At 71.1% G+C, this 14,609-nt stretch carries 15 protein-coding genes; 7 read left to right on the top strand and 8 right to left on the bottom strand.

Annotation, left to right across the window (positions count from 1 at the left end; all coding sequences use genetic code 11):
* The first annotated feature begins 19 nt into the window (after positions 1-19).
* Positions 20-1,021 (top strand): ABC transporter ATP-binding protein, encoded by a 1,002-nt coding sequence (locus tag HNR22_RS25285; protein WP_179782440.1) that lies wholly within the window; start codon positions 20-22, stop codon positions 1,019-1,021.
* Positions 1,018-2,034, top strand: coding sequence for an ABC transporter permease subunit (locus tag HNR22_RS25280; protein WP_179782439.1), 1,017 nt, complete (start codon positions 1,018-1,020; stop codon positions 2,032-2,034). Before HNR22_RS25285 ends, HNR22_RS25280 begins: the two co-directional genes overlap by 4 nt.
* 121 nt (positions 2,035-2,155) lie before the next feature.
* Here the strand turns inward: HNR22_RS25280 and HNR22_RS25275 are convergent, their stop codons facing one another.
* The gene (locus HNR22_RS25275; protein ID WP_179782438.1) at positions 2,156-3,331 is read right to left on the bottom strand and encodes an ROK family transcriptional regulator; all 1,176 of its coding nucleotides are present in this window, start codon (positions 3,329-3,331) and stop codon (positions 2,156-2,158) included.
* Between the two features lie 168 nt (positions 3,332-3,499).
* Here HNR22_RS25275 and HNR22_RS25270 point away from each other — a divergent pair, with 168 nt between their 5' ends.
* A complete protein-coding gene (locus HNR22_RS25270; protein ID WP_179782437.1) occupies positions 3,500-4,951 on the top strand; it encodes a glycoside hydrolase family 3 protein in 1,452 nt (483 codons plus the stop codon).
* 264 nt (positions 4,952-5,215) lie between these two features.
* On the opposite strand, the gene HNR22_RS25265 is transcribed toward HNR22_RS25270, so the two are convergent.
* Positions 5,216-5,878, bottom strand: coding sequence for a GNAT family N-acetyltransferase (locus HNR22_RS25265; RefSeq protein ID WP_179782436.1), 663 nt, complete (start codon positions 5,876-5,878; stop codon positions 5,216-5,218).
* A gap of 171 nt (positions 5,879-6,049) precedes the next feature.
* Here HNR22_RS25265 and HNR22_RS25260 point away from each other — a divergent pair, with 171 nt between their 5' ends.
* Together HNR22_RS25260 and HNR22_RS25255 are read left to right on the top strand one after the other, a co-directional pair.
* Entirely contained in the window at positions 6,050-6,244 is a 195-nt protein-coding gene (locus tag HNR22_RS25260) for a DNA repair protein (protein ID WP_179782435.1), read from the top strand.
* 133 nt (positions 6,245-6,377) lie between these two features.
* Positions 6,378-6,896, top strand: coding sequence for a hypothetical protein (locus HNR22_RS25255; protein WP_179782434.1), 519 nt, complete (start codon positions 6,378-6,380; stop codon positions 6,894-6,896).
* A 9-nt stretch (positions 6,897-6,905) separates the two neighbouring features.
* On the opposite strand, the gene HNR22_RS25250 is transcribed toward HNR22_RS25255, so the two are convergent.
* From HNR22_RS25250 to HNR22_RS25240, 3 genes are all read right to left on the bottom strand, one after another.
* Positions 6,906-7,367 (bottom strand): hypothetical protein, encoded by a 462-nt coding sequence (locus tag HNR22_RS25250; RefSeq protein ID WP_179782433.1) that lies wholly within the window; start codon positions 7,365-7,367, stop codon positions 6,906-6,908.
* 344 nt (positions 7,368-7,711) lie between these two features.
* Positions 7,712-8,461, bottom strand: a complete 750-nt coding sequence (locus HNR22_RS25245) for a Clp protease N-terminal domain-containing protein (protein ID WP_179782432.1) — start codon at positions 8,459-8,461, stop codon at positions 7,712-7,714.
* A 64-nt stretch (positions 8,462-8,525) separates the two neighbouring features.
* Positions 8,526-9,545 carry a glycosyltransferase gene (locus tag HNR22_RS25240; protein WP_179782431.1) on the bottom strand — a complete coding sequence of 340 codons (1,020 nt, stop codon included), beginning with the start codon at positions 9,543-9,545 and terminating at the stop codon, positions 8,526-8,528.
* 117 nt (positions 9,546-9,662) lie between these two features.
* Between HNR22_RS25240 and HNR22_RS25235 the strand changes: the two genes are divergently transcribed.
* A complete protein-coding gene (locus HNR22_RS25235; RefSeq protein WP_218908312.1) occupies positions 9,663-10,478 on the top strand; it encodes a DUF72 domain-containing protein in 816 nt (271 codons plus the stop codon).
* Between the two features lie 9 nt (positions 10,479-10,487).
* Here the strand turns inward: HNR22_RS25235 and HNR22_RS25230 are convergent, their stop codons facing one another.
* A complete protein-coding gene (locus HNR22_RS25230; RefSeq protein WP_179782429.1) occupies positions 10,488-12,323 on the bottom strand; it encodes a glycoside hydrolase family 15 protein in 1,836 nt (611 codons plus the stop codon).
* 156 nt (positions 12,324-12,479) lie between these two features.
* On the opposite strand from HNR22_RS25230, the gene HNR22_RS25225 reads away from it, so the two are divergent.
* Positions 12,480-12,905 carry a VOC family protein gene (locus HNR22_RS25225; RefSeq protein WP_179782428.1) on the top strand — a complete coding sequence of 142 codons (426 nt, stop codon included), beginning with the start codon at positions 12,480-12,482 and terminating at the stop codon, positions 12,903-12,905.
* A gap of 52 nt (positions 12,906-12,957) precedes the next feature.
* Here the strand turns inward: HNR22_RS25225 and HNR22_RS25220 are convergent, their stop codons facing one another.
* Positions 12,958-14,172 (bottom strand): FUSC family protein, encoded by a 1,215-nt coding sequence (locus HNR22_RS25220; RefSeq protein WP_179782427.1) that lies wholly within the window; start codon positions 14,170-14,172, stop codon positions 12,958-12,960.
* Between the two features lie 64 nt (positions 14,173-14,236).
* Positions 14,237-14,533 (bottom strand): DUF6582 domain-containing protein, encoded by a 297-nt coding sequence (locus HNR22_RS25215; RefSeq protein WP_088946488.1) that lies wholly within the window; start codon positions 14,531-14,533, stop codon positions 14,237-14,239.
* Positions 14,534-14,609: the final 76 nt, after the last annotated feature.

The following is a 14,609-nucleotide window of genomic DNA, read 5'->3' as shown; positions in this document are numbered from 1 at the left end:
GAGGTACGGAGCCGCGCGGATGAGCGCGGTCATCGAGATCGAGGGTCTGCGCAAGACCTTCCACAGCATGCGCAACGGCCGGCGGGTGGCGGTGGACGGGTTCGACCTGTTGGTGGAGGCGGGCCAGGTCCACGGCTTCCTCGGCCCCAACGGCTCGGGCAAGACCACCACCCTGCGCGCCCTGCTCGGGCTGGTACGCGCCGACAGCGGCCGGATGTCCGTGCTGGGCCAGCCGTCGCCGGAGCTGCTGCCCCGGGTGGCGGGCCAGGTGGGCGCCATCGTGGAGAGCCCGCAGTTCTTCGGCAACTTCACCGGGTACCGCACGCTGCGGTTGTTGGCCCGGGCCGGCGGGGTGCCGATCTCGCGGGTGGACGAGGCGCTGGATCTGGTGGGCCTGCGCGACCGGGGCGACGAGCGGGTGAAGGGCTACTCGCTGGGCATGAAGCAGCGTCTCGCGGTGGCGTCCGCGCTGCTGAAGGACCCGCGGTTGCTGATCCTGGACGAGCCGGCGAACGGGTTGGACCCGGCGGGCATCCGGGAGATGCGGGATCTGATGCGGTCGCTGGCGGCGAGCGGGGTGACAGTGCTGGTGTCCAGTCACATCCTGGGTGAGATCCAGCTGATCTGCGACCACGTCACGATCATTTCGCAGGGGCGTCGGGTGGCGGCCGGTCGGGTGGACGAGGTGCTGGCGGGTTACGACCGGCACGAGTTCCTGGTGCGGGTGGCCGACCCGGAGCGCGCGGCTGAGCTGTTGCACGCGGCCCAGCTGACGGCGGTCGTCGACGGCGAGGCGCTGGTGGTGAGTGGGGCGAGCGACCCGACGGTGATCAGCCGGGTGCTCGGCGAGCAGGGGCTGTGGGTCGGCGAGCTGACGCCGCTGCGGCCTGATCTGGAGAGCGTCTTCCTGGAGCTGACGGGTGCGCACCCGTCGGTGCCCCGACAGGTCGACGACTCGGCGCTGCCGTACGGCGGTCAGGGCGATGCGGTGATCGATCTCGATCGGGGAGTGGACGCGTGAACCTGGTTCGTGCCGAGTTGGAGCGACTGTCCGCCCGTCGCTTCGTGCAACTCATGGTCGTCCTGCTGGCGTTTGCGTTCGCGGTGACGGCGGCGACCACCCTTGCGGGTTCCCACAAGCCGAGCGCGAGTGAGCTGAACTCGGCGCGGGCGCAGGCCACCGAGGCGCGGCAGGGCATGGAGACGGCGTACCGGGAGTGCCTGGCCCGCCAGGGCGGCTCGCTGCCGACGGAGGACAGCGGTTTGTACCTCCCCGCCGACTGCTCGGAGATCGACCCGATCCGGCAGTCCCGGCTGCCGATCGCCGCCGACTTCCTGCCGGGGGTGTTCAGCTTCGCCCAGCAGGCGCGGCCGCTGCTGTACTTCCTCATCGCGTTCCTGGTGCTGTTCGGGTTCCTGGTCGGTGCCTCCTACATCGGCGCTGACCTGAACTCCGGCGGCGTGGTGAACCTGCTGCTCTGGCGACCGCGCCGGTTGACGGTGCTCGGGGCCAAGTTGGGCACCCTGCTCGGCACGGTGCTGGTGCTGGCCCTGCTGGCGTCGGTGGCCTATCTCGCCACGTTCTGGGTGATCGGGCAGACCGCCGGGCTGGCCGGCCGGTTGAGCGGTGAGTTCTGGCGCGAGCTGGGCGCGGTGCACGGGCGCGGTCTGGTGCTGGTGCTGCTGGCCACCGCGATGGGCTTCGCCATCGCCACGCTCGGTCGGCACACCTCGGCGGCTCTCGGCGCGCTCGCCGCGTACGTGGTGGTCTGGGAGTTGGGCGGTCGGCTGGTCCTGGAGATCATCGACGCCCCACAGTCGGACCGGTTCATGCTCTCCAGCCACATCGGGGCGTGGCTCAACGGCGAGGCGCGTTTCTATGACACACGGATCTGCCAGGGCAGCAACGTTGGCTCCTACTGCGAGGGGTTCTACACGCTGACCTGGTTGCCGTCGCTGTTGGTGCTGCTCGCCATCACCGGCGGGCTGACCGCGGCGGCGTTCGCCGTGTTCCGCCGACGCGACCTGATCTGAGGTTTCGCCGGGTCGCCCGTCCGCTCACGGGCGGCCCGGTGAAACCACTGCGTCGACGGCAACGGCTTGCAGCAGGCCGACCGGCGGTGAAATATTCCTTCACGTGACCGCCGCAGCGGGCTCAGCCGACGGTGGAGCCGAACACCTCGTCGCGCACGGCGTTCAGCGCGGTGCGCAGCGCGCCGTGCAGGATCGGCTCCTCGGTCAGCCCGGTCGGCACCACCCGAGGTTGCACCAGGGTGATCGCGGCGACCTCGTGCTGCACCCGGTCGGCGAGCGCGGCGCCGCCGGCCTGACCCACCTCGCCGGCGAGCACGACCAGCGGCGGGTCGAGCACCACGCAGGTGCTGGCCACACCGAGCGCGAGCCGGCGGGCCAACTCGTCGAGCATCGGGCCGCCGTCGGCGCCGGCCGCGACGGCCGCGCGGATGGCCCCGGCGGCGTCGGCGTCCGGGTACCCGTGCTCACGGGCCACCGCGCGCACCGAGTCCGCGCCGACCAACTGCTGGAAGGCCGGCTTGGCACGACGGGAGACGTCGCGCGGAATGGGCGCGCCGGGCACCGGCAGGTAGCCGATCTCACCGGCCGCACCGCTGCTGCCGTGGTGCAGCCGGCCGCCCAGCATGATCGCCAGGCCGACACCGGCACCCACCCAGACCAGCACGAAATCCGCCAGCCCCTGCGCGGCGCCGGACTGCGCCTCGGCCACCGCGGCCAGGTTGACGTCGTTCTCGAAGACCACCGGGGTGTCCAGGTCGTCGCGCAGCGCGGCGAGCAGGCCGCTGTGCCAGCGCGGCAGGTTGAAGGCGAAGGTGATGTCGCCGGTGCCGGGATCGACCAGGCCCGGCGTGCCGAGCACGATCCGCCGTACGCTGCTCAGCTGCGCCTGGGCGCTGCTGGCGGCCTGCACCACGGCGTTGTGCACCACGCCCACCGGGTCGTCGGTGTCCCTGGTCGACTGCTCCACCCGGCCGATGACCGCGCCGGTGATGTCGGCGCAGGCGGCAACCACCCGATCCGGTCCGACGTCGACGCCGACCACGTGCGCGCTGCTCGGACGGACGGCGTAGAGCTGGGCGTTGGGCCCCCGCCCGCCGGCCTGCTCGCCGACCCGGGTGACGAGGCCGCGTTCCTCCAACCGCTCGACCAGTTGGGAGGCGGTGACCTTCGACAGCCCGGTCAGCTCGCCGAGCCGGGCGCGGGTCAGCGGACCGCGTTCGAGGAGCAGCTCCAGCGCGGCACGGTCGTTGAGCGCCCGCAACAGGCGGGGGGTGCCGGGTAGCCGGGTCGCACTCATGACACGTCCTCTAGTTTTAGTAAACTTTGCTAACTGTAAACCGACCTGCGAACGGGTAGCCGTAGCGTAACGGCCACCCGAAGGTGGGGCGCTCGGCCGACTCGGCAGGGCGAACATCCCCACCGGTACGACATCCGTACCCGCCGGGGCACCGAAGGGGGAGATCACGTGGGGCTGGATCCAGGACTGCGCCGGCTGGCGCTCGGCACGCTGCTGGCCGCGTACCCGGGGCCCGTCCCGCCGGACTGGGCGGTCGACCTGCTGGCCGACGGACTGGCCGGGCACACCCTGTTCGGCACCAACGTGCACGACCCCGCGCAGGTGGCGGCGAGCACCGCCGCGCTACGCGCCGGCCGGCCGGACGTGCTGATCGCCATCGACGAGGAGGGTGGCGACGTGACCCGGCTGGCACACGCCACCGGCAGCCCGTACCCCGGCAACGCCGCTCTCGGCGCGATCGGCGACGTGGCGCTCACCCGACGGGTCTACCAGTCGATCGGCGCCGAGCTGGCCGCGCTCGGCATCACCGTCAACCTCGCCCCGACGGTGGACGTCAACACCGCCGACGACAACCCGGTGATCGGCACCCGGTCCTTCGGGGCGGACCCGGTGCGGGTGGCCGCCCACTCGGCCGCCGCCGTGACCGGGTTGCAGGCCGCAGGTGTCGCCGCCTGCGCCAAGCACTTCCCCGGGCACGGTGCCACCGTCACGGACTCCCACCACGAGCTGCCCACCGTGGACGCCCCGCTGGCCCTGCTGCGGCAGCGGGACCTGCCGCCGTTCGCGGCGGTCGTCGCCGCCGGGGCCCGCGCCGTGATGACCGCGCACATCCGGGTGCCCGCGCTGACCGGCACCGACCCGGCCACCTTCAGCCGGGCCGTCCTGGTCGACCTGCTCCGCGCCGAGTACGGCTTCACCGGCACCGTCATCACCGACGCCCTGGAGATGAAGGGCGCCGCGGTGGCTGCCGGCGGCGTCGGGCCGGCCGCGGTCCGGGCCCTGGCCGCCGGCGCCGACCTGCTCTGCATCGGCGCGAAGGTCGACGCCCAGCTCGTCGAGCGGGTCGCCGCCGAGATCGTCGACGCCCTCACCGACGGCCGGTTGGCCACCGCACGGGTCGAGGAGGCAGCCGGCCGGGCCGCCGACCTCGCCGCCTGGACCCGGGCCGCCGTCGGGTCGACCGCCGCCAGCGACACCGACCTGGGGTACGCGGCAGCGCGCCGCGCGGTCCGGGTGGACGGCGTGCTCAACGGCCTGGACCGACCACTGGTGGTGCAACTGCACACCGAGTCGACGATCGCCGAGGGGCGGGTGCCGTGGGGCCTCGGTCCACACCTGAGCGGGGTGCAGGAGCTGCGGGTGATCGCCACCGAGACCGACCCGTCGAGGCTGGGCGAGCTGGCCGGGGACCGGCCCATCGTGCTGGTCGGGCGACACCTGCACCGGCTGCCCGGCGGCCCCGAGCTGATCGCCGACCTGGCCGCGCAGCATCCGGTGACCGTGGTGGAGATGGGGTGGCCGGCACAGTGGCGCCCGCAGGGCGTACGCGCCTTCGTCACCACGTACGGGGCGAGCCACGCCAACGGTCGGGCGGCGGCCGAGGCGCTCGGTCTGACCTGACGACGGAGCACTCCGACGACCACCGCGGGTGACCCTGCCGCCCCCGGCGGATGACACCCTCAACCGCTCAACCGCAGGTCAAGTCCGCTTTTCGACACTCCGAACCGACAGCTCGCCCCTTGCCGAGCGCCTGATCGATACGTAGCGTGATCGACATGTCCCGGCCCGCGCAGAGCGCGACCGGCACACCCGGAACCGGGGCCTGGGGGGAGGTTGCGGACCGTGGATCCGGCCCGGGGTCCACGGTCCGCGCCCGTTGTGAGCTCAGCGCGGATAGACCCCGTACGCGCGCCAGCCCCGGTCCGGAAAACCGGCCGCGTCAGCGACCCGGGCGGAGGCTTGGTTGTCCCGCTCGTGCAGGTACGTCGGCACCGCCCCCTCGTCGAGGACCCGCCGCGCCGCCTGCGCCACGAGTCGGCGGGCGAGGCCGCGACCCCGGGCGGCCGGCACGGTGCCGATGGCCAACTCGTGCCCGTACGCGTCATGCCGTTTGATCCCGGCGCCCGCCAGGTAGCCGCCGTCCGGGTCACGGACCACCAGCACCGGCCGGTCGAAGAGCCGCAGCCAGGGCGGCAACCCGGGAGCCGTCGGCTCGGTCCACTCCCCCACGTCGGGAAGCGGCGCGGGGGCCACGCTCCACCGGAAGGGGCCGTCGTGCACGCACCAGTCGGGCAACCCGACGGCCTCCGGTAGTGCGGCGAGCAGCCGATCCGGTGTACGCCGGACCAGCGAGCGGATCGCCGCCACCCGATCCGGCGCCACGGAGAGCACTGCGCTCCGCCCGGTGTCCACGGCGAGTGCGGGGCGCAGTCGACCGTCCCAGGCCGGCCTGGCCCGCCGATGCGAGGCGACCACGTGCAGCCCCGGCCCGGCCGGCCACTGGCCGAGCCAGGTGGCCAGGTGCAGCTGGAGCCGCCGGTCGAGCATGCAGACCTCCCCCGTCACCCCGGCCGTCGTGGATCACCGTACGCCGGGCGGCCGGGCCGGGCGGACGAACCGTCAGGGCCGGAGCCAGCCGAGCGCCAGGGAACCAACCTCACCTATCGACCGTCATATGTATTTCCATACCTGGACACCTTTATTTGGGACGGTAAACGCATGCCGATTCAGCCGAACGACCACTTCCAGCAGGACCCCGAGCGACTCTGGCGGGCAGCGGAGAGCGTTGGCGGCGTCCCGCCCCAGCCGCGCTACCGGAACCCCCGGGCGGTCGGCCGAGGCACCCTGTCCTGGTCGGGGCTGAACAAACTGTCCGTCGGCAGCTCCGGCAGGCATCGCCTGAACACCCACTGACACCGGTCGAAGGGCAGCTGACGAGTTCATCCGGACGGCGACACACCGGGGAGGTCCAGCGAGGGCTTTCGCACACCTGTCGGGTAATTTCTTGTGGTCCGCCATCCGGCCAACGACAGGAGAAGCTCCGCGCATGGGCAAGAAGACGATCCACGTCTCCGACTTCAGCGGCACGGTTCTACAGCAGGACGACGAGGTGGTCCGCGTCGTCGTGCTGGAGCACCCGGACCTGGTCGCCGGGCCCGTGCAGTTGGACGCCACCCCGACCGAGGTGGAGAACCTCGACGACGCCGCCCTGGACGTGGCGGTGGTGGAGATCCATGACCGGCACGGCGGCGGCGAGCCCCGCCGGGTGGTGTTGACCGCCAGTGAGTTCGACGCGATGGCCACCGACGTGCCGATGGCGCAGCTGTTGAAGACCGCTGAGCGGGTCCGCCCGCCCAAGGCCCGCAAAAGCACCGAGAAGATCGACTACGGCACGCTGGAGCACGCCGGCAAGCCGCACCGGGGACGGGTCACCGAGGAGGAGGCCCGACTGGTTCGCGAGCAGCTCGACGAGGTCAACAAGCGCCTCGCCGACGCGGGCGTGCGCCAGATCGACCCAGCCGACCCGGAGCACGCCCTGCGCTACGGCTTCCCCGACGTTTCCTGAGCCACCGCGTCAGCAGGCCTTCTTCGCCCGATCACGGAAGGCGGTCTCAGTGACCGCCTTCCGCTTCGTGCCGGCACCGCTGACGAGAACCTGATCCGGCCCGAGCCCGGTCACCTCGTCCAGGGTGAAGTCAATTGGCTCAGCATTGCTCTGATAGCCGTAGGCGGTGACCGCATACTCGATGTCGGGCTCGAACGCGGCGAGTGACTGCTCGGCCACATTCCAGCCCGGCGGTGGCTGCAACAGGGTCACCGCCGCAAGCTGCTCGGTGCCCTCACGTTCGATCGCCCACTTCGCGGGCGGCGCGGGCTCTTCGGCGAACACGGCGATCCTGGTCGCCGTGAATACGGCACACTCCGCCACCACCAGAACCGGCTGTCCGTTGACGACTCGTAGCGCAGTCAGTGGCTTGTCTGCCGGTGTACATGCGGTCAGCCCCGCCAGGGCGGCGAGCGTCACCAGGACGCCCACCGCCCGGACCTGTGCTCCAGTCAACAGTTCTCGCCCAGCCGGAGTCGGTGGGCCGGCATGCGTTCGCCGCACAGACTGTCTGAAGAATTTCTCAAAACGCTCCCCCGTTCACGAATGCCCATGCGTTGATGTGCGCATGGCCAACCGAGGCTAGGTGAGAGCCGTCCGGGGCGCGGACCCGTGACGGCATATACAACCTTCCGGACTTACGACCCGGATCCCGCCGTCGGCAGGCAATCCCACGCCGGCACCACGTCGCACGCCGTCTGGGCGAGGGAAACGCCGCGCCGCCCCACCGAGGACATTGGCTCGCGGGACGGCGCGGGATGGTGGCCCTGGTGCCGTTACTGGGCGTCGCCGCCCGTGGAGGCGGCCTTGACCACTGCGGCGAGGGCGGTGGCGAGGTCCGCCTCGACCGACGGCTTCGTCAGACCGAGGTCGGTGAGCACACCGCTGCCGTCCTCCTGCTCCAGCAGGGCGAGCAGGATGTGCTCGGTGCCGATGTAGTTGTGCCCGAGGCGCAGCGCCTCCCGGAAGGTCAGCTCCAACGCCTTCTTGCCGCGTGCGTCGTACGGGATGAGGTCCGGGACCTGGTCGACCCGCGGCGGCAGGGCGGCGCCGACCGTCTCCCGCACCGCCTCGGGAGTCGCGCCCCGACCGGCCATCACCCTGGCGGCCAGCCCGTCCGGCTCCGCCAGCAGACCCAGCACCAGGTGCTCGGGCCCGATCTCGGCGTTTCCGCTGGCCCGGGCCTCCTCCTGCGAGGCGATCACCACGTTGCGCGCCCGGGGGGTGAACCGACCGAAGCCGTCGTTCGGGTCGAGCGGCGACCCGTCGGACGCCTTCGACACGAAGCGCTTCTGGGCCGCCTGCTTGCTGACTCCCATGCTGCGGCCGATGTCGGTCCAGGAGGCGCCCGAGCGCCGAGCCTGGTCGACGAAGTGACCGATCAGATGGTCGGCAACCTCGCCGAGGTGGTCGGCCGCGATGACCGCGTCGGTGAGCTGATCGAGGGCGTCGGTGTGCGCCTTCTTGATCGCCTGGATCAGGTCATCGAGCTTGACCGGGTTGCTGATCTGGGTAGGTTCCGTCATGCGTCAACCATAGGTTGACGCAGTCTCATCGTCAACCCCGAGTTGACGATCTCCCCTCCCCTGCTCACCCTCCCGAACCGACGTACTCCGGTAGTCGCTGGGCCACCGCCGCCGGCGACGGCATGCGGGCGATCTCCTCGGCGATCACGCGGGCCGCGTCACGATGCTCGGCGTTGCCGTGCTGCGGCAGCAGCCGGTGCGTCCGCTCGGCGACGGCGTCCGCGTTCACCTCCTCCGGCAGCAGCCGCACGGCGACGCCGGCGACGCCGAGCGCGTCGGCGTTGGCGAACTGGTCGGCACCCTGCGGCAACACCACCTGCGGTACGCCCGCCGCGAGCGCACCGAGGGTGGTGCCGCTGCCCCCGTGGTGCACCACCACGTCGACGAGCGGCAGCAACTCCACCTGCGACACCCAGGGATGTACGGTGACCTGGTCGGGAAGCTCGCCAAGCTGCTCCGGAGGCACCCGACCCGCCGCGACCACCACCTGCGCGTCCAGCGTCGCCAGGCCGGCGATGACCGTGCGGAGCAACTCCGGTGTGCCGAACGCCGTACCGAGGGTCAGGTAGATCAGCGGCCGGGACGTCCGACGGCTCACCCACTCAGGTAGCGGGGTCGGCGTCGAGAACGGGACCGGTCGCAGCTCGATCCGACGTTCGGTGGCGAGGAAGTTCGCGTCCTGCAGCGAAGGCGGGCAGATGTCGAGGTGCGGTAGACCGGCCACCTCGGTGTTCCGGGTGGGAAGGTCGAGGCCGATGCCGTCGGGGAACATCCGCCCGAAGCCGTGCCAGAGGCCCGGGATGCCGGCCCGACGAGCGGCCACGGCCGCCCCCGGCAGCCCCCACTCGTGCACCACCAGGTCGGGCCTCAGCCGCGCCAGCTCCGGTTCGAGATCCTCGGCGTACACCTCGTAGAAGGCGTCGCCCGGGCGGAACGGCCGCAGGCCGTTCGCGGCCAGCGGCGCGTGCACCGCCGGGCCGGCGGCGAAGTGCACCTCGTGACCGGCGTCCCGGGCGGCGATCGCCAGCGGGATCAGCGGATAGGTGTGACCGACGGACGCAAGACTGGCGAACAGCACACGCATGGCGCCGGACGCTACCCGTCGCTCGGGTCGCGTCCGGTGGCGCGTATACGGTGGCTCCGGTCAGGGCGCTGTTCACCGAGGAAAAGGGCGGTCATGCGTCTGCACGTGGGGTGCGCGATGTGGAGCCACCGGTTGTGGCCGGGTCACCGGCTGCCGTCCGCGGAGCGCCTACGGCACTACGGCAGCTGGTGCGACGCCGTGGAGGGCAACACGACGTTCTACGCGACCCCGGCCCGGGACACCGTGGAGTCGTGGGCCGCACAGACCGAACCCGGATTCCGGTTCGTGCTCAAGCTTCCGAAGGTCATCACGCACGAACGTCGGCTCACCGACGTCGGCGAGCCGTTGCGCGCCTTCCTGGACGCGATCGAGCCGCTCGGCCCGCGTGCGCACGCTCTCTGGATCCAGTTGCCCGGCTCGTTCGGTCCCGCCGACGTTGCGACCCTGACCCGCTTCCTGGCTCAACTCCCCCGATCACACCGGTACGCGGTGGAGGTGCGCCATCCCGCGTTCTTCACCGACGACCGCGCGACCCGGCTGCTGGAGGCGACCCTCACCGCCGCGTCCGCCGAGTGGATCCCCTTCGACACGACCGCCTTCTTCGCGAGCCCACCGACCAGCGACGCGGAGCGGGACGCCTGGACAAAGAAACCCCGGGTGCCGCTGCGGTCGCTGGCGCTGACGGACCGGCCGATCGTCCGTTACCTCGGCCGCGACGACTCCACGCGCACCGTCGAGGGGTGGCGACGCTGGGTCGACGTCACGGTGGCCTGGCTACGGGAGGGCCGCTCACCGACCATGTTCGTCCACACCCCGGACAACGCCGAGGCGCCCGTGCTCGCCCGCCGGTTCCACGACGAGGTACGGACACGCGTACCCGAGCTGGACGCGCTGCCCGAGCCGATCCCGGTCGAGCCGCTGACGCTGTTCTGACCGTGCGGATCAGCACTGCTCCTTGTCGAGCAGGTCGTCGAGGTGGGCAGCAGTGCTGATCAGCGAGAGATGGCTGAACGCCTGCGGGAAGTTGCCGATCTGCTCACCCGTCGGGGCGATCTCCTCCGAGTAGAGACCCAGAGGGCTGGCGTAGGTGAGCATCTTCTCGAAGGTCAACCGGGCGTCATCGAGCCGACCGGCCTGGGCCAGCGCCTGCACGTACCAGAAGGTGCACATGTTGAAGGTGCCCTCGGTGCCGGCGAGGCCGTCCGGTGAGGCCTTCGGGTCGTAGCGGTAGACCAGGCTGTCGGAAACCAGTTCGGCGTCCATCGCCCGCAGCGTCGACTCCCACATCGGGTCCGTCGGCGAGATGATGTTCAGCCCGGGCATCGCCAGGAGCGAGGCGTCCAGGATGTCGGACCCGTAGTGCTGCACGAACGCGCGACGCTCCTGGTTGAACCCGCGGGTCATGACCTGCTGGTAGATGGCGTCCCGTTCGGTGGCCCACCGGGCGGTGTCGCCGGGGCGCCCTCGCCGGTGCGCGATGCGGATCGCCCGGTCGAGTGCGACCCAGGACAGCACCCGCCCGTAGGTGAAGTCCTGCCTGCCGGACCGGGTCTCCCAGATGCCGTCCTCGGGCTGGTCCCAGTGCTCGCAGAGCCAGTCCACCAGAGCGGCCGTCTTCCGCCACCCCTCGTACGGCGGGATCAGCCCGTTCCGGTCGGCGAGTTCCAACGAGAGGAGCGCCTCGCCGTAGATGTCGAGTTGCAGTTGGCCGGCCGCGCCGTTCCCGATCCGCACCGGCGCCGAGCCCCGGTATCCCTCCAGGTGACCCAGCACCTCCTCGTCGAGGTCCGGTGAGCCGTCGATCCGGTACATGACCTGAAGGGGCAGGCCGCCGTCCCGGGCCTCGCGGATGCGCTCGTTCAGCCAGAACAGATACTTCTGGGCCTCGTCGGTGAAGCCCAGCCGCAGCAGCGCGTGCACGGAGAAGGACGCGTCCCGGATCCAGGTGTAGCGGTAGTCCCAGTTCCGCTGCCCGCCGATCTGCTCCGGTAGTCCGGCGGTGGGTGCGGCGACCAGGGCGCCGGTCGGCGCGTACGTCATCAGTTTGAGCGTCATCGCCGACCGCTCGACCACCTCCCTCCAGCGGCCCTTGTAGCGGGAGCCGCCGACCCACCGCCGCCAGTAGTCGCGGGTCTCGGCGAGCAGGTCGCACGCCTCCTCGGTGCTCATCGCGCGGGGAGCGTGCGGGCAGGCCGTCTCCAGGACGACCCCGCCGATGTCACCCGCCTGCAGGGTGAACGACGCGGACACGCCGTCCGCGTCGCGCCGCACTCCCCTGGCGTCGAATTTCCGTTCCGAGTCCTTGAAGGGGGCGATGCTGAGGGTCAGGGTCGGGCTCCGGAAGACGTCACCCTCGGGGTGCACCTCCATCTCGTAGGGGTCGCGCCCGTAGTTGAACCGCGGGTGGCAGTCGAAGCGGAACCGCATGCTCCCCCGGACCATCCGCACCAGCCGGATCAACCGGTGCTGGTCGGTGGCGCGTTCGCCGGTGACGGGCATGAAGTCCAACAACTCCCCCACGCCGTCGGCGCTGTGGAAGCGGGTGATCAGGATCGGCGTTTCTGGTAGGTAGAGCTGCTTGCTCGTGTAGTCGATGCCGTCGGGCGTGAGCCGGAAGTAGCCGCCCTTGTCATGGTCGAGCAGCGCACCGAAGACGCTCGGTGAGTCGAAACGGGGCGCGCAGAACCAGTCGACCGCGCCGTCCGCGCTGATCAGCGCGGCGGTCTGCAGGTCACCGATCAGGCCGTGCGCCTCGATCGCCGGATACGTCGCTTCCACGTTGGCCCCCCGCCGCTCGTGATGGCAACGGCGGCGACTACCCGGGGAAACGACGGGCTACACGCGACTCCTCCGAACCCACTGGCCATTGCGGAAGCAAACCTTCCGCAATCGCCGATAGCGTCCTTGTCGACGACATCGACGAAGGGACAGCTGATGAGCCTGCGAGGATTCGCCACACTCAACATCTGGGCCGACGACGTGGAGGCGGCAACCGCCTGGTACGCGGACTTCCTCGGGGTCGAGGCGTACTTCATGCGCCCGGGGCCCGACGGGCGCCCGGCCTACACCGAGTTCCGGATCGGTGACTACCAGGCCGAGTTGGGCATCATCGACCGCAGGTACGCACCGCCCGGTGCCGCGACGGGGCCCGGCGGCGCCGTCATGCACTGGTGCGTCGACGACCTCGACGCCACCGTCGAGCGACTCCTGGCGCTGGGGGCCACGGAGTACCAACCGATCACTCCGCACGGCGACGAGGGGTTCATCACGGCAGCGGTGGTCGACCCGTTCGGCAACGTGCTGGGCGTCATGAGGAACCCGCACTACCTCGACGTCCTCGCGTCCCTCAAGGCGACCTGACGGACTAGCTCGACTTCCCCGACGCGACAGTGGCCGCCGCAGGCTCGCCGGCTCAGTCCCACTCGTCCCGATCCGACGTTCGCCGCACCAGCGCCGCGGCCTCGTCGGTGTCCAACCCGCTGGCGATGAGGATGTCGTGGGCGGCTGTGCGGAACTCACCCGCAGCGATCATTCCCGAGTAGCCCAACCGGTGGGTGTGCGGGCGGGTGGGATCGGGCGCGGCCTCCCCCTGCGCCTTTCCGACCAGCTCGACTGCGGTCAGGATCTGTTGGCGCGCCTCCAGCGGCTCCGCCCGCACGCGGATGGCTAGTCTCAGGGTCTGCACACTGGCGGCCAGCAGGTCGATGGCCGCCGGGAACTCCTCCGGTATCGGCTCGTCGTCCCGAAGAGCCTTGGTGATTCTCCTCGTGATGGCCCGACAGCTGTAGAGGCTCCGCTCGAGATGTCGGACGGCCTCGGTGTAGAAGGCCAGAGACCTGCGTTGGCGCCACCGTAGGGGCGCCAGTCGCACCACTTCCTGGGCAGCTCCGAGCCCGTTGTCCAGCGCGGTCATCCGCGATCCAAGAATCCGTAGATCGGTCAGACTCTGCTCGGCGCCGCCAAGGTCCCGACGACGCAGCGACGTGGCCAGGTCGTGCAGGGCGGCGAGGGCCGGGTCGATGACCGGTTCGGCCAGCCGCTGCACCGTCCGCTGCGGGTGGATGGGCACGAACAGCAGACCGACCGCCAGACCGACGAGCCCGCCGGCCGCGGCGTCGACGAAGCGTGGGATGGACAGCTCACGCACGGGCGGTTCCAGGGTGGCGATGAGCACCGCGGTGCCGCCGGCCTGGGTGAGCAGGGAGCCGCCGCCCTTGAGCAGCACGGCGACGATGATCGCCAGCACCACGACCACACCGGTCTGCCAGGCTCCGATGCCGAACAGCGGCATGAGTGTGTCACCGACGGCGAGGCCCAGGACCACCCCGACCAGCAGCTCGACGGTGCGCCGCAGGCGGGTCCCCATCGAGGCGGCCACGATGCCGACCGCGGTGGTGGGCGCGAGGACCGGGGCGGGGTTGTCCAGGAACTGGGCTCCCACGAACCAGGCGAGCGCCGCCGCGACGCCGGCCTGCACGGCAAGCAGCCCGAAGAGGCGTAACCGCCAGACGCGGGCGCTTAGCGCGTACCGCACCCGCTCGCGCAGACCGGCCACCGTCCGGTCGGTCCGGGACGCCCCGCGTGGCGCCGGGTCGGGGCGGTCTGCCGGCTCCTGCTTCGCGGGCATTCGCGCCGCTTACCCGCCGAAGGCGAACCTATCCGGCGGTAGCGCCATATCGGGTGGGGTTACCTCAGTGGGCGGGATTCGGCGTGTGTGGCAGTCGACCGAGTTGGCGCCAGTCGGTCTCCGCGACGTCGACGCCGTAGTGCTTGGCGGCGGCGAGGATGTTCTGGAAGGCCAGGTCCCGGTCCGCGTCGGTGACGCCCTGCACCTGGTCGAAGCGTGCGATGGCGTTACGGACGTGACCCGCGTCGGTCATGGGTTCCTTGCGCTCCTTGGGGAACGCGAAGACGGTCTCCGGCAGCTCGCGCTTGTCCTTGCTCGACAGGCCACCGTGCTTCTCGTGGGGTTTCCAGGTTGAGGTCATCGCCCACCATTACCCACTCGTTGTCCGGCAGCACCTCCGCTTATCGGGAGATGCTGCCGGCGTATTTTGAAGAAGT

The organism is Micromonospora jinlongensis (assembly GCF_013410645.1).
GTDB classification, from domain to species: Bacteria; Actinomycetota; Actinomycetes; order Mycobacteriales; family Micromonosporaceae; genus Micromonospora; species Micromonospora zamorensis.
The sequence above is the reverse complement of the archived record's forward strand: the minus strand, read 5'-3'. Positions and strand labels throughout refer to the sequence as shown.

Coding starts and splice junctions, on each gene's coding strand:
- HNR22_RS25245 (WP_179782432.1), bottom strand. CDS start 8,461: ATGACGGAACCTACCCAGATCAGCAACCCGGTCAAGCTCGATGACCTG.
- HNR22_RS25220 (WP_179782427.1), bottom strand. CDS start 14,172: ATGCCCGCGAAGCAGGAGCCGGCAGACCGCCCCGACCCGGCGCCACGC.
- HNR22_RS25255 (WP_179782434.1), top strand. CDS start 6,378: ATGGGCAAGAAGACGATCCACGTCTCCGACTTCAGCGGCACGGTTCTA.
- HNR22_RS25215 (WP_088946488.1), bottom strand. CDS start 14,533: ATGACCTCAACCTGGAAACCCCACGAGAAGCACGGTGGCCTGTCGAGC.
- HNR22_RS25285 (WP_179782440.1), top strand. CDS start 20: ATGAGCGCGGTCATCGAGATCGAGGGTCTGCGCAAGACCTTCCACAGC.
- HNR22_RS25235 (WP_218908312.1), top strand. CDS start 9,663: ATGTGGAGCCACCGGTTGTGGCCGGGTCACCGGCTGCCGTCCGCGGAG.
- HNR22_RS25240 (WP_179782431.1), bottom strand. CDS start 9,545: ATGCGTGTGCTGTTCGCCAGTCTTGCGTCCGTCGGTCACACCTATCCG.
- HNR22_RS25275 (WP_179782438.1), bottom strand. CDS start 3,331: ATGAGTGCGACCCGGCTACCCGGCACCCCCCGCCTGTTGCGGGCGCTC.
- HNR22_RS25225 (WP_179782428.1), top strand. CDS start 12,480: ATGAGCCTGCGAGGATTCGCCACACTCAACATCTGGGCCGACGACGTG.
- HNR22_RS25260 (WP_179782435.1), top strand. CDS start 6,050: ATGCCGATTCAGCCGAACGACCACTTCCAGCAGGACCCCGAGCGACTC.
- HNR22_RS25265 (WP_179782436.1), bottom strand. CDS start 5,878: ATGCTCGACCGGCGGCTCCAGCTGCACCTGGCCACCTGGCTCGGCCAG.